The 12,474-nt window shown below is 53.0% G+C and carries 14 protein-coding genes; 7 read left to right on the top strand and 7 right to left on the bottom strand.

What is annotated here, in order from left to right; genetic code table 11:
- Positions 1-161 precede the first annotated feature (161 nt).
- Positions 162-1,133: an AraC family transcriptional regulator gene (locus tag CGZ75_RS18720; RefSeq protein ID WP_089525717.1), complete on the top strand. Its 972-nt coding sequence runs from the start codon at positions 162-164 to the stop codon at positions 1,131-1,133.
- Between the two features lie 158 nt (positions 1,134-1,291).
- Here the strand turns inward: CGZ75_RS18720 and CGZ75_RS18715 are convergent, their stop codons facing one another.
- The 4 genes from CGZ75_RS18715 to CGZ75_RS18700 form a co-directional block, all read right to left on the bottom strand.
- Entirely contained in the window at positions 1,292-1,843 is a 552-nt protein-coding gene (locus CGZ75_RS18715; protein WP_089525716.1) for a translation initiation factor IF-3, read from the bottom strand.
- A gap of 282 nt (positions 1,844-2,125) precedes the next feature.
- Positions 2,126-2,746 (bottom strand): hypothetical protein, encoded by a 621-nt coding sequence (locus tag CGZ75_RS18710; RefSeq protein ID WP_245850921.1) that lies wholly within the window; start codon positions 2,744-2,746, stop codon positions 2,126-2,128.
- A 310-nt stretch (positions 2,747-3,056) separates the two neighbouring features.
- Complete coding sequence (locus tag CGZ75_RS18705; protein ID WP_089525714.1) at positions 3,057-3,743, bottom strand: nitroreductase family protein; 687 nt, start codon at positions 3,741-3,743, stop codon at positions 3,057-3,059.
- A 40-nt stretch (positions 3,744-3,783) separates the two neighbouring features.
- Positions 3,784-4,242, bottom strand: coding sequence for a MarR family winged helix-turn-helix transcriptional regulator (locus CGZ75_RS18700; protein ID WP_089525713.1), 459 nt, complete (start codon positions 4,240-4,242; stop codon positions 3,784-3,786).
- Positions 4,243-4,446: 204 nt separating this feature from the next.
- On the opposite strand from CGZ75_RS18700, the gene CGZ75_RS18695 reads away from it, so the two are divergent.
- Positions 4,447-6,993 (top strand): ATP-dependent helicase, encoded by a 2,547-nt coding sequence (locus CGZ75_RS18695; protein ID WP_089525712.1) that lies wholly within the window; start codon positions 4,447-4,449, stop codon positions 6,991-6,993.
- 101 nt (positions 6,994-7,094) lie between these two features.
- Here the strand turns inward: CGZ75_RS18695 and CGZ75_RS18690 are convergent, their stop codons facing one another.
- Entirely contained in the window at positions 7,095-7,289 is a 195-nt protein-coding gene (locus CGZ75_RS18690; protein WP_089525711.1) for a hypothetical protein, read from the bottom strand.
- Between the two features lie 327 nt (positions 7,290-7,616).
- Between CGZ75_RS18690 and CGZ75_RS18685 the strand changes: the two genes are divergently transcribed.
- Both CGZ75_RS18685 and CGZ75_RS18680 read left to right on the top strand, forming a co-directional pair.
- Complete coding sequence (locus CGZ75_RS18685) at positions 7,617-7,841, top strand: PspC domain-containing protein (protein ID WP_089525710.1); 225 nt, start codon at positions 7,617-7,619, stop codon at positions 7,839-7,841.
- 77 nt (positions 7,842-7,918) lie between these two features.
- Positions 7,919-8,644, top strand: a complete 726-nt coding sequence (locus CGZ75_RS18680; RefSeq protein WP_089525709.1) for a PspA/IM30 family protein — start codon at positions 7,919-7,921, stop codon at positions 8,642-8,644.
- Positions 8,645-8,758: 114 nt separating this feature from the next.
- Here CGZ75_RS18680 and CGZ75_RS18675 read toward each other — a convergent pair whose 3' ends face one another.
- Positions 8,759-9,754 carry a Gfo/Idh/MocA family protein gene (locus CGZ75_RS18675; protein ID WP_089525708.1) on the bottom strand — a complete coding sequence of 332 codons (996 nt, stop codon included), beginning with the start codon at positions 9,752-9,754 and terminating at the stop codon, positions 8,759-8,761.
- 273 nt (positions 9,755-10,027) lie between these two features.
- A complete protein-coding gene (locus CGZ75_RS18670; RefSeq protein WP_245850920.1) occupies positions 10,028-11,053 on the bottom strand; it encodes an acetylxylan esterase in 1,026 nt (341 codons plus the stop codon).
- A 730-nt stretch (positions 11,054-11,783) separates the two neighbouring features.
- Between CGZ75_RS18670 and CGZ75_RS24730 the strand changes: the two genes are divergently transcribed.
- From CGZ75_RS24730 to CGZ75_RS24725, 3 genes are read left to right on the top strand one after another with little or no spacing between them, the layout of a single operon-like run.
- Positions 11,784-12,059 carry a hypothetical protein gene (locus tag CGZ75_RS24730; protein ID WP_141136818.1) on the top strand — a complete coding sequence of 92 codons (276 nt, stop codon included), beginning with the start codon at positions 11,784-11,786 and terminating at the stop codon, positions 12,057-12,059.
- Between the two features lie 10 nt (positions 12,060-12,069).
- Positions 12,070-12,192, top strand: a complete 123-nt coding sequence (locus tag CGZ75_RS26270) for a hypothetical protein (protein ID WP_281255122.1) — start codon at positions 12,070-12,072, stop codon at positions 12,190-12,192.
- 10 nt (positions 12,193-12,202) lie between these two features.
- Positions 12,203-12,472 carry a hypothetical protein gene (locus CGZ75_RS24725; protein WP_141136817.1) on the top strand — a complete coding sequence of 90 codons (270 nt, stop codon included), beginning with the start codon at positions 12,203-12,205 and terminating at the stop codon, positions 12,470-12,472.
- Positions 12,473-12,474: the final 2 nt, after the last annotated feature.

The following is a 12,474-nucleotide window of genomic DNA, read 5'->3' as shown; positions in this document are numbered from 1 at the left end:
CTTGACTAGGAATAAAGGGGAGTTCAGCCTTGCATGGAGCTCGTTATTCATTCCGTATTATAAGTGCTATACTCGCTTTGAGGTATCACGTACGCAACCAGAACTTTTAAAAAAGAAACTTCCTCCCCCTTGCCAAAAACCGCCAGAAAGGAATGACTCAAATGAAACTGCTGCAATTCGCGCTGCCCCCGCTTCCCTACTTCGTCGCGAGCGGTTATGAGGAGCATCCTCCGGGCATGGTTCACGTTGATCGTTGCAACATCGGCCTGTTCGACCTGCTGGTTGTGGTGGAAGGTGAGCTGCCAATTACAGAAGGTGATCGAGGTTATGCCGTACGCCCAGGTCAGGCACTCATCCTGCGGCCGGATGCGCATCACTACGGCAGCGCCCCGCTTGGCTCGGAGACTATCTGTTACTGGCTTCATTTTAAGCATGACGGCTACTGGACCGCGACCGATGAAAGACTGCCTCTCTACCGCAATCAGCGGGAGGAACGAGCAGATCTGACGGGGACGCCAGCTGAAAGGGAAGAAGCGAAGAAGAAGTCCACACACTCTGGCAAAAAGGGAGCCGGGATCGAGTCGTCTGCCGATCATGACTGGAAAATGAACGTCCAGATGTTTTCTGTACAGGTGCCTCAGTACTCCAATCTGGTCGAGCCGACCAAAACGTTCGAGCTGCTGGCGCAGCTCACGGCAATGACCAAAAGCGGCCTGGTCGGCGGCGCGCTGTGGAGGCAGCAGATCCTGTTCCAGGAGCTGCTTCAGCAGCTATCCGCGGCGATTGACGCCCGCTCCACTTCGCCCTCCGCGGCCTGCGCCGCGCTGGCCGCAGCCTACCTGCGGCAAAATTACCGCGAGGACATCAGCGCCAAAGCGATGAGCGAGAGCCTGAACTTCCACTCCGTTTATATCGCCCGCTGCATGCAAAAGGAGTTCGGCTGCTCGCCGAAAGAGTACCTGCTTCGCTACCGCATCGACCAGTCCAAGCTGCTCCTGCTGCGCACCGATTACCCCGTCTCGCGTATCGCGGGCGAGGTCGGCTTTAATCAGGCGGCGTATTTCGCCTCCTGCTTCTCTAAGTACGAGGGCATCTCGCCGCGCAGTTACAGGCAGCGCTTTTCACAGGCTTGAGAGCCCATGAAATAGCGGACCCTGGTTGAGTACCCGTAGAAACGAACCGGGGAAGGACGCGGTGGGTTGGTGAACTAGGGGAAGGGTTGGATTTCTTCCTCTCATTCCTATAAAAAAGAAAAAGGAGCTGAGCGCCAAGCGCTCAACTCCCCGTATCTTCACTTCGGATTGACCCTAACCTGCGAGCCCTTGCCACTGGACTGGATGCCGGTCTCTTTGACGCCGACTTCCTTGAGATCGCCGAGCAGCCGCTCCACTACCGCCTTCGCCGCAGCGCCCTCCTTGGCTCCGGACGCCTTTACGACGATCTGCACCGGCTTGCCGGAGCGCAGATGTTTGTCCGCTTGGCGCAGCTTCGTGTCATAGTCATGCTCCTCGATGTGCGCAGTGAAGCGCAGCTCTTTGGCTTTGTCTCCGCCGCCTTTGCCGGAGCCTGTTGCAGAGCGTGCTCCCGCTTGCCCGAAACCCCCGGCTGCTGCTCCGGCTTTGCGTGCCGCCGAAGCTTCCTTCTGGGAAGCTTCTTTACCCTTGCCCTTCGCCATCAGGCTGCAAGGAGGAGGGCTGCTCATTAGCGAGGTGCAGACGAGCGAAACCCTATGTTCCTTCGCCATACGCAAAGCTTCTTCCCTTGATACTATGCCTAAGTCTTCACCATCAAGTCCTGTTAGTAAAACCTCTGACGCTTTGATTTTTTCATTCATTATCAACATGGATTTACCTCCCGTTCATACCCCGATGTAAAAGTCACTCTGTCCAACCTAATAATCAGATGGCAGTCTCATATCTTGATACTTATCATACTTTGCATCGGGTAGATGCTCAAACATTTTAAACCTGTCAAACAAGCTACGCCCTAAACTGCATTATTGGTTTTACCCAAAAGAAAACCGCCCTCTTAAAAAAGGCGGTTAATTTAACTATCGTATCCGTAAGTTTAACTATTCAATGCACTTGAACCCGTAATGAATCCTTCGTTTTCATTATCGAAACTGTCATTCAGGAGGAAGCTTATAAACAACCTCGCCTTTTTCGTTCAAAAATTCCATCCGAGGTACATCGTTTACATCAATGACCATACGAATGCGGTCTTTCCCTTTGCTGTCCATCAGACACACAGCAACCTCGCCATTTTGACTTTTCCCAAAAAACGCACGCTGATTGTGACCTTCAAATGTTTCAGATATTGCTTTCTGCTTTTCAACGCTTTCTTCTTGCTTTTGCAACTCTTGATATTTCTCAATTGTTTCCGAAAGCGGAATATTAGGCCTATCATAAATAGAAAATCCATAATTTCTTATTCCGTTTTTCTCATAAGTGCTCATTTGTAGAATTTGGTCTTGCTTATACTGGTCAAAGGTTAATGAGAGTGAAGATTCATAATCCCCATTATCATCTTTTTCGCTTCCAAAAATCAGTCCACCACATTCATCCCCTTCTTGATTATAAAACATTATCCCCGAAGCTGGGGTGCCTTGCCTAACGTCTGGAAAGGATTTACCATCCAGAAATGGGTCAGGCATGTGTTCACTTTCAAATAAAGACATTTTCAACTTCCCTTGTTTATCTACTATGTTTATTCGTTCTACATCAATCTCTAAAAATTTGTCAGCCACTATTACATCCCTCCTTAGATAGTTATAAGTTTTCGAAACTCATATAATAATCCCTGCATTTTTAAGTAAAGTCACTAAAAAATGTAAGAATTCTCCTTGGTATTTGAGCATATCTACCCTTACTCACAGCAACTCAACTATAGATTAAAGACGATGTGATAGAGAACATTTGTACTCGTAAGGAGTAAGTGAAGTACAATCTATAACAACAAAAAACGCCTGTATAGAATCTACAGACGTTTTTATGTGTCGGACAATGATACTCATCAAGGAGGTGTTTAAAATTCTTCTCAAGCATCTCGCTTGCGGATTATTTCCACTCCGCTACACGGTCAACTGGCAGACGGGTCGTCAGGCGCGCCTCTTTGGCGGCTTTGCCTACCGAAATCAGCATGGACGGCACATAGCGGCCTTCCTCCATGCCGAACATTTCAACGATGCGGGATTTGTCATATCCGCCGATTGGATTCGTATCGTAGCCGCGAGCGCGCGCGCTCAGCATAATCTGCATGGACACCAGACCCGTGTCCAAAAGCACCATGTTTCTGAACATGTCCTCAGGTACGGTGCTGAACAAATTTGTATAATTAGCCATCAGAGATTCCTTGACCTCTTGCGGCAAGTAACCCTTTTCCACAGCGCTGGACATGATTTCATCGGCATTATCAAAAGCTTTCAAATCCGCGAATACGGCAATGACAGCCGAGGAAGTCAACACTTGCGTCTGGTTGCTCCAAGCGATTCCCGCCAGCTTCGCCTTCGCCTCTTCACTCTCGATGACGAGAAAACGCCAAGGCTGCAGGTTCACCGAAGATGGTGCGAGGGTCGCTTCCTCAAGCAGCTCCGTCATCTCCTCACGGCTGATTTTGACGGTAGGGTCGTATTCACGAACGGAACGACGTCCAGCAACAATCGCGCGGTAATCGTTAGAACGCCCGGAGTTCAGATCCTGGTTCTCAGATGCAGTTGTAGCCGAAACAGTATTGGATGTAGTCATTGAATATTCTCTCCTCTAACAAGCTCAATGGCTTGTTTTTTTATTTTTGGACTGGCTCATCGGCCTTGCGACCGCTGCCCACTGATTCCATAGAGCGACCAAGCGCCGAAAGCAAACGAATCAGCTCCTGCCGATCCTCCGCACTCAATTGTTCCTGAAGCTTTTCCATGAACTGGTCCTTCTCCCGCGAGCGGTTGTCGATCCAGGCCTTGCCTTTCTCAGTCAAACGAACAAGCGCGATTCGATTGTCCTCATTCGAGCGGGTGCGGACCAGTATGCCCTCCGCTTCCATCTGCTGCACATGGCGAGTAACCGCGGCGGGATCGATGGATACCGCCTTTTGAAGCTCGGACTGACTGATCTCTTCTTCCCGGCTCAATCGACAAAGCAGCTCCAGTCGGTTCGGACTAAGACCTACATCAGCCTCAAATCTACAAGCAAGCTGTTTGTTGAGATGAATCAACATATACAGCAGGTCTTTCGTCTGGCAGGATGACATTATTTTGTCTCCCCCTTATCATTGATGTATCAATGGTTGATGGGTCAATTATATAATCGAATGAACTGAATTGCAACCCTCGCATCAACTTATAAAGCATTCCCGATTGCAGGGTACCCTTATTATCCGTTATGATTCTAGGATGACAACGAACAGGTATTCGCTCATGAAGAGCGTAACGACCACAGGAGAACACATGCTATTATGAGCACGACTATAAATGCTAACCTACCGCTTCCTTTCAAAAAACCGTTCGGTGCAGTCGGACGAAATCTTCCCTTTGCTAATCTTGCCTCCGGCGAGGGAAGCAGCCGCCTTGTGCCTGACGCTGACCGGGACAGCGGCTTTTTCCGCGCGCTGGAGGGCAGCGGGCTGTTTCTGAACGGTCCGCAGATCGAGGCGGTTCGTCATGGCGACGGTCCGCTGCTCACACTTGCCGGAGCCGGCTCAGGCAAAACAAGCGTGCTTACCGCACGCACAGGTTATTTAATTGGTGTGCGCGGCATCGACCCGCGCTCGGTTCTGCTCGTCACCTTCTCGGTGAAAGCCGCCGGCGAGATGAAAGAGCGGATCGCTTCCCTGCCAGGCTTGCCGCGTGGAGCGACCAAGCAGGTTACGGCACGTACCTTCCATTCTTTTTTCCTGCAGCTGTTAAGAAGTCAGGGTTATCGGCAGGAAATTCTCGGCAACGGACCAGTGGCGATGATCGTGCTGAAAGGCATGCTCCGCGAGCTGGCCTTGAGCGATCGGCTTGAGCCGGAAACGGCGCTTGCAGCTCTGTCCGAAGCGAAGCTGAGCATGCGCCCGCTGAAAGAGCTCCCAGAGCAGTCTCAGGCCGATCGGGAGCTCAAGCGGCTGCTGCTGCGTTTCGAAGAGTGGAAAGAACGCGAAGGGCGAATGGACTTTGACGACATCCTGCTCTGGTCGTATCGGCTGCTACAGGAACGGCCGGGGCTGCTGCAATCGCTGCAGGGACGTTTTCGCTACCTTATGATCGACGAGTTTCAGGACACGAGCCTGTTGCAGTATGAGCTGATCCGCCTGATGGCGGGAAAGCAGGCCAATCTGATGGCCGTCGGCGACGACGACCAGACGATTTATGGGTTCAACGGAGCGCGGAGCGAGTATATATTAGGGTTTCGCGAAGCTTTTCCAGGGGCGAAGATGGTTACGCTGGACACGAACTATCGGTCAACCGCCAGCATTGTGGGGCTTGGCAACGAGATCATTCGGCATAACAAAGCCCGCTATCCCAAAACGCTCAAAGCGGTGTCCAAAAGCCGGCAGGTGCCGCTTTATATCCGCCCTTTTTCCACGGATCAGGAAGCTGCGACGGTAACGGCGCATATCCGCGAACGGGTTGAAGAAGGCGCCCGGAGTTGGGGCGATTATGCCATTTTATACCGCACCTCCAGCAATAGCCGGGCGATGTTCGAGCAGTTGGTGCTTTCGGAGATTCCTTTTCATCTGCAGGATAATGGGGATCTGTTCTATGATCAGTCGGCGGTCAAGCCGCTGGTTGATTATATGCGCTTGTCCGTTAAGCGGCGCGACTTCGCTGCGATGGAGGGCGTTCTGCCCTCGATGTATGTGAACCGTGCCAAAGGCATGGCTCATATTCGCGCCAAAGACGATCCTCGTCCCAAAAAAGGCCCGCTCATCCATCTGCTGACCATGGAAGGGCTGAAGGATTTTCAGCGCGAGGCGATTCAGGCGAGGATCACCTTCATTAAAGGGCTCAAGGAGCTAAAGCCGGCCGAAGCGATTCGGCGCATGCGCAAGGATTTTTATGATGCTTGGCTGGACGCAGAGGAATCTGGAAGCAAAAGCTCGAGCGGCAGACAAGGAAGCGGTACGGGCGGATTTGGCGCTAGATCGGGAGCAGCTGGAGCTGCTGCTGGCTGGCGCTCAGGCGCTGGAGCAAGTTATGGCGCAGCAGGCCGTGGCTTTGCTGGCAGCAGCTACAGCGAGGGAAGCGACACTGTTTTTAAGGAGACATTGCGAGAGGCGCTCGACGAGTTGGAGTCCTCTGCATCGCGATTCGCGGATATACCGTCCTTCCTCGCCTTCGTCGTCAAAATGGCCCAGCGCCACGCCGAGATGCGTGCGCTGCCGCCTGATGCAGCCCGGGATGCCGTCAAGTTGATGACGATCCACAAGTCCAAGGGGCTGGAGTTCCCCGCCGTGGCGCTGATCGGTGCCTCCGAAGGCATCCTGCCCCACAGCCTCGCGCTGGAGGCGGACAAGCTCGCCGACTACAGCGTCGGAGCCGGTGCGGCGGTAGACCCCGCCGCCCGCAGGGAAGCGGCGCTCGAAGAGGAGCGCCGCCTGGCCTACGTCGCCGTTACACGGGCGCGTGAAGAACTGCTCATTAGCTCGCCGAGCCTATGGCGCGGCCGCAAAATCGACGTGTCGCGCTTTCTGCTCGACGCGTTCCGCCCGGCTTCGCCGGAAGCTGGCGGCGCGCCAAGCTCCGCCAGCGCAGCAGCTCCGCCTGCGGCCCGCATAAGCGGGGCCGCGTCGAGCGCTGCCAAGCCCGCGCCCGGCAAGCCGCCGGGCGCCACGCCCCCTGGCGGCGCTCCGCAGCCTCGCGCCGCGGGCACAGCCACTTCCCCCGCGGGCACAGCCGCTTCGCCCGCGGCCCGCACAAGCGGGGCCGCGGCCAGCTCTGCCGGGCTCATCAGCCGCCCGACCATCCAACCTCGGCGAGGTGGTCAATCACCCTCACGACCATCTCACAAAAGCCGTTAAACAGCCTCCCCTCCAGCTGTTTTCCCCTATGTACAAAAAATAAGCAGGTCTGCCCATATGGGCAGACCGCTCCAAGCCTTCCGGAATATTCCGGAGGCTTTTTATTTATTTTGTTGGTTGTTCATGTTGTTTTTCATATTCTTGTTCATGTTTTTGCTCACGTTGTTGTTCTCATTGCTGAAAGCAGCCTGAGCATCGGAAGCCAGCTCATTGGAAAACTCCGTGTCCTGATTTGTTTGGAACTGGTTCAGCTGTGTGGATTGAACTTCTGCTTTAGACGCTTTGTTTTTGTTCATTGGGTGGGCACCTCTTTCGATATGATGTGGAGCGAAGTTAGCATGTGACGACATCCACCTTTTCATACGCTGTTTTTTCATACATCAATTTCGATCTACAGCCGCCTGGTTCATACTGGAAATCCGCTTCCTGGTCCCCTTACCCCAATTCCCCTTGTCTCACCAAAGACGCACACAACCTCCGCCCGAGTTAAACCCGGTCCCGGGTCCAGGTTTAAATACATTCGTCAGTCCGTGTCGCCGCTCTCAAGCACAATGTACAATAAAGACATTAAGCAGCACAGTCGGGCAACCGGCGATGCCGCAAAAGAGGAGAATGTTGTTGCCATGAGAACCTTGTACCGTTCCCGTACCGACCGCAAACTTGCGGGACTGTGCGGGGGAATTGGCCGTCGTTTCGGCATTGACCCTGGACTTATCCGCATCGGATTCATTGCAGCTGGCGTTTTCAGCTTCGGGACTGCCCTGTTGCTCTACGCTGTTGCCAGCATCGTACTGCCAAATGAACCCGAATGGAATGGCCCTCCGCCTCGTGAACCTTTTTACAACTAAGCTGATTCATAATTAACTGGCCCATCCGGACTGTCTCAATTGCACGAACAATCCATCTAACTAAAGGAGTGTCGAACATGAGTGTATTCGACCGTATTATGAACTTGACTAAGGCAACTGCTAACGAGATGCTGAGCAAGATGGAAAACCCGACGTTGATGATGAACCAATATATCCGCAATATGGAAGAAGAAATCGATGTTATGCAAAGTGAGCTGCACCGTCAGCAAGCAGCTTCCCGTTCCTACAGTCAGCGTTTGGAGGAAGTTTCTCAGCTGGCGCAGCATAACCAGTCCAAGGCCGAGGAAGCTCTCAAAGAAGGCCGTGAGGCTGAAGCCCGTCAAGCGTTGGAGAACAAGTTTCGCTACTCCGAGCAGGAGCAAGAATACAGCCGTCTCTACGACAACGCGAGCCGTTCTGTTGTTGAGCTAGATCTCCGTCTGGCAAGTTCCAAAGAAGAGCTGCAGCGCCTCATTCAGAAACGCGACGATCTCGCCGAGCGCATCAAAAAAGCCGAAGCAGCGGCCGAGCGCACCGCTCCAAGCTTCACTCACGGCTTCGAGCCAGGTCGTGCTTCCCGCGGATTTGACCGTATCGAGGAAAAAGTTCTGCAGTGGGAAGCTCAACTCGGCCTATCACGCGACTACAAAGGCTCCTCAGCGGGCTCCGGCTCTGCTGGTTCGGCCTACGGTTCAAGCAGCTCTTACACTAGCAGCAATGCCGCTTCCTCTGCTGACAGCAATCGTACCTCCGTCATCGATGAGCAGCTTGCTGAGCTGCGCCGCAAAATGAAAGGCGAATAAACGGTCCAAATCAAAAGGGAGACATAAGGCTAAGCAGCCTTATGTCTCCCTTTTTTCCTTCCAGCACAATGCTGCGCCATGGGCACAGCAGTTCCACAGCACAACTTCGCTTTGTCACTTACCTTTTAGCGCATCCAGAATTCGATCACAAAGCGCCATCGTCGCGATATTATCGCGCCCGCTCGGCGACGGCTCAGTCCTCTCAGCGCAGCATTTCATAAAATGCTCCATTTCGCCAACGAAACCGCGCACATACAAATCCTTGGCGCCTCCGGACATCGTCGAGATTGAGGGACTCAGCACGACAGTCTCTTCAGCCAGCGACTTCCAAGCAGCCGCTCCCGGCTGTAAGGACCGATGAATGGTAACTTTTTCGACGTTTTCCACTTTTGCATACCCATTTTCAAATGTGACGAGCAAGCTTTCATTTTCGCTGGACCAAGCATCCATCCCCGCAAAATAAACGCTTCCAACCACTCCACTTTCGAATTGCAGAGAGAGAGTTTGTGCTACGCGCTGATGATCGTTATGGCTGAATCCTGCAACTTGTGAGACTTCGCCGAACAGCTCCCGCACCAAATCAACCATATGAATGGCGGCAAGCTTGAGGAACTCTTCTTCATTCCGGCAAAAAGGCGTTGTGTCCACCGCAAAAACAAGTTGGAAGGAACGGGGTGCTCCCAGTGTCTTCTCCGTAATAAGCTCTTTTATTTTCATATAGCTCGGCGCAAAACGCTTCATAAATCCAACCATCAGCACAACGCCGGCCTGCTCGGCCGCATCGGCAATTCGGGCTGCTTCTTCCGCGTTCCATCCCAAAGGTTTGTCTACAAATACGTTTTTCCCAGCCTGGACACATTCCATCGCCAAATTAAACTGATCTTCCGGTTGAGCGATGACAACAACGCCGTCGCAATTCTCTTCCTTCAGCATTTTTTTATAATCGTCGTAAGGGGTCCCTCTGCTTCCGAACCGCTGGAGAGCCGCCTCCGACCGTTCCAGACTGCGGGTAGCAACGGCTCCGATGTTCGCTCCCGCTTCGACGGCGGAAGGAAGTATGTTTGTCGAGGCATGAAAACCGGCTCCGATAAAATTAAGGGTAGATTTCATCAATGTTCCTGCTCCATTCTACTGAAGATTGCCTTATACGCAGGGGTGCGATTACAGCTAAGTATGTCCTCCCACTAGCTTATATCCGCATCGAAAAGAAAAAAAGGACACATGTCCTTTTTGGAAACCATTATTAGAACTGTAACCAGCGTCGCTGACCGCTCTTGCCTACTCCGCTCCTGTGCGTCTGGTGAACGGCATCTCGAGGACAGCAACCTCCAGCCATCTGTCCAACCGTTCCTTCGACTAAACATGGTTGAGGAGCGATCCAGCCTATCTCCCCGCATGTTCCAACGCGAAGCGCAGCTTCTCTCGATTATGCGCCCCGCTCACTTCATGGCCGAGAAACGGGTAGTCTCGAATCTCTTTTCGGGCATGGATGCGGTTGAAAGCTGCGTACACCGTCTCCGGCGGACAGACGGTGTCCTTCCAACCAACGCTGACCAGCACAGGAGCGGTGATGCGACAAGCTAAGTTCATGTTATCAAAACAAGCCAAATGCTCCAGCAGCTGCGGCAGCTGTTCGGGATGACGACTGGCCAGTTGTCCCACCTCTGTTAACGATCCGGTAGAGCTGAATACTGCCTGGTCGATATGGCATAGATTCGGAATGTCCGCCAGCACTGCCGCCAGGCCGATTTCCTCATACCCAGCCAGACCGCACAATGACGCCACGGCCAGCGCCAAACCGCCGCCTTGACTACCGCCACAAGGAATTAGCCGACTGTTGTCTACTTCCGGCTGACGCCCAGCCGCTTGTAGCGCTTTCAAACTATCGATGAACATCGCCATATAATACGAGCGTTCCGGATTCTCCAGTAAATTTTGCGAAATCCAACCCTTGGACTGTCCATGGGCCGAAAGAAGTCGGTTCCCCGTATCCCCTCCCTGTCCCCGCACATCCACGGCCAGTACCGCATAGCCCAACAGTAGCCACTGAGCATGCTGCTCTGGATATCCAGCTCCTTCGGTATAACCGGGGTACACAATGATGCATGGAACCTGACGACTCTCTTTGGCAGCCTCTCGGGGCACCATGAACCAGCCTTTAACCGGCGTATCATCAAAGCCTTCGTAAGAGATCCGGTATACATCCGCACCTGGAAAAAGCTCTTCCTCCACGACTTCCCGCTCGTCATAGAGCGGCTTTTCCCAGGTCTGCTTCAGCCTCGGCAGCCAAAAGCTCTCCGCCTTCTCCTTTTCAATCGTCAGCGGCGGCATGTAGAGCTGCAATTCCATCTTCCTTCGCTCGAGATAGTTCATCTCCGTATTGCCCGCAATACTTGCGAATGCATTCATTCCATGTCCTCCTCTTCGCTCAAAGGGCTTTAACCCATCGGCTTGCTCAAGCTCTTCGGCTCGCTCGCTTTCCCTCGGCTAATCGACTCATACTCTTCATTTTGCTCACGCCCATCGACTCACCGACCCAGACTCTTCGGCTCGCTCACGACAGTTCAACTAATCTACTCAGACTTAACTCGCTCACGCCATTCATTCGACTAATCTACCCAGACTCCTCCGCTCGCTAACGCTCACTACCTCGGGCTTACCAACTCAGACTCTTCGGCTCACTCTCGCCATTCAGCCTACCGACTCAGACGCTTCCGCTCGCTCACACCATTCAACCTACCGACTCAGACTTTTCCCCTCGCTCACGAGCTATCTCTTACAGGCTAAAGTAACCGCGGCGGCTTATCTCGTCAACGCCAGTAGAGTTACTCCTATTTCTTTACCCAATCCATTGATCTTGACGACCCCAACCTTCCCAATCGAAGGGTCGGCCCAAAGCTAACGGAACTGAGAGACGTTATTTAGTGGAAAAAACTACCCAAAAAGCTGCAACGGTCGCCGCTCTTTATTCCTGCCAGGGCTTGCTGCGCCACCTAGTTGGGAACTCCTTCAAACACCTGATTTCTCTGCCTCATAGCCCACTCATCTCTTACTAGTAGTAAACCTGATTTTCCACGGTACTCTCCAATTCAATTAAGGGGCTTAAGAACTTTCGGCCCAAGCAAGTAGCTTCGACTACTTGATTGGCTCATCGAGGCCGCTTTCGGTCCAAGCAAGTAACTTCGACTACTTGCTTGGCTCATCGAGGCCGCTTTCGGTCCAAGCAAGTAGCTTCGACTACTTGATCGGCTCATTCGGGCCGCTTTCGGCCCAATCAAGTAGCTTCGACTACTTGATTGGCTCATCCGGGCCGCTTTCGGCCCAATCAAGTAACTTCGACTACTTGATTGGCTCATCGGGGCCGTTTTCGGCCCAAGCAAGTAGCTTCGACTACTTGATCGGCCCAATCAAGTAGCTTCGACTACTTGATTGGCTCATCCGGGCCGCTTTCGGCCCAATCAAGTAACTTCGACTACTTGATTGGCTCATCGGGGCCGTTTTCGGCCCAAGCAAGTAGCTTCGACTACTTGATCGGCCCAATCAAGTAGCTTCGACTACTTGATTGGCTCATCCGGGCCGCTTTCGGCCCAATCAAGTAACTTCGACTACTTGATTGGCTCATCGGGGCCGTTTTCGGCCCAAGCAAGTAGCTTCGACTACTTCATTGGCTCATCGGGGCCGCTTTCGGCCCAAGCAAGTAGCTTCGACTACTTGATTGGCTCATCGGGGCTCTTACCCCCCAGCGTCGGAAGAAGGTTCACTAGCCGAGACATCTGGCGCGTTACCACGGCATTACGGACTCTAAGCAACTGTCCAGTTGGACATTAAAT

It is taken from the genome of Paenibacillus herberti, assembly GCF_002233675.1.
Taxonomy (GTDB): domain Bacteria; phylum Bacillota; class Bacilli; order Paenibacillales; family Paenibacillaceae; genus Paenibacillus_O; species Paenibacillus_O herberti.
Note: the sequence above shows the minus strand (reverse complement) of the source record. Positions and strands in the feature narration are given on the sequence as shown.

What these genes read in the sequence shown, in the direction of transcription:
- CGZ75_RS18670 (WP_245850920.1), bottom strand. Translation starts at nt 11,053, where the DNA reads ATGAATGCATTCGCAAGTATTGCGGGCAATACGGAGATGAACTATCTC.
- CGZ75_RS18705 (WP_089525714.1), bottom strand. Translation starts at nt 3,743, where the DNA reads ATGACTACATCCAATACTGTTTCGGCTACAACTGCATCTGAGAACCAG.
- CGZ75_RS18685 (WP_089525710.1), top strand. Translation starts at nt 7,617, where the DNA reads ATGAGAACCTTGTACCGTTCCCGTACCGACCGCAAACTTGCGGGACTG.
- CGZ75_RS18675 (WP_089525708.1), bottom strand. Translation starts at nt 9,754, where the DNA reads ATGAAATCTACCCTTAATTTTATCGGAGCCGGTTTTCATGCCTCGACA.
- CGZ75_RS18720 (WP_089525717.1), top strand. Translation starts at nt 162, where the DNA reads ATGAAACTGCTGCAATTCGCGCTGCCCCCGCTTCCCTACTTCGTCGCG.
- CGZ75_RS18680 (WP_089525709.1), top strand. Translation starts at nt 7,919, where the DNA reads ATGAGTGTATTCGACCGTATTATGAACTTGACTAAGGCAACTGCTAAC.
- CGZ75_RS18690 (WP_089525711.1), bottom strand. Translation starts at nt 7,289, where the DNA reads ATGAACAAAAACAAAGCGTCTAAAGCAGAAGTTCAATCCACACAGCTG.
- CGZ75_RS18715 (WP_089525716.1), bottom strand. Translation starts at nt 1,843, where the DNA reads ATGTTGATAATGAATGAAAAAATCAAAGCGTCAGAGGTTTTACTAACA.
- CGZ75_RS18695 (WP_089525712.1), top strand. Translation starts at nt 4,447, where the DNA reads ATGAGCACGACTATAAATGCTAACCTACCGCTTCCTTTCAAAAAACCG.
- CGZ75_RS18700 (WP_089525713.1), bottom strand. Translation starts at nt 4,242, where the DNA reads ATGTCATCCTGCCAGACGAAAGACCTGCTGTATATGTTGATTCATCTC.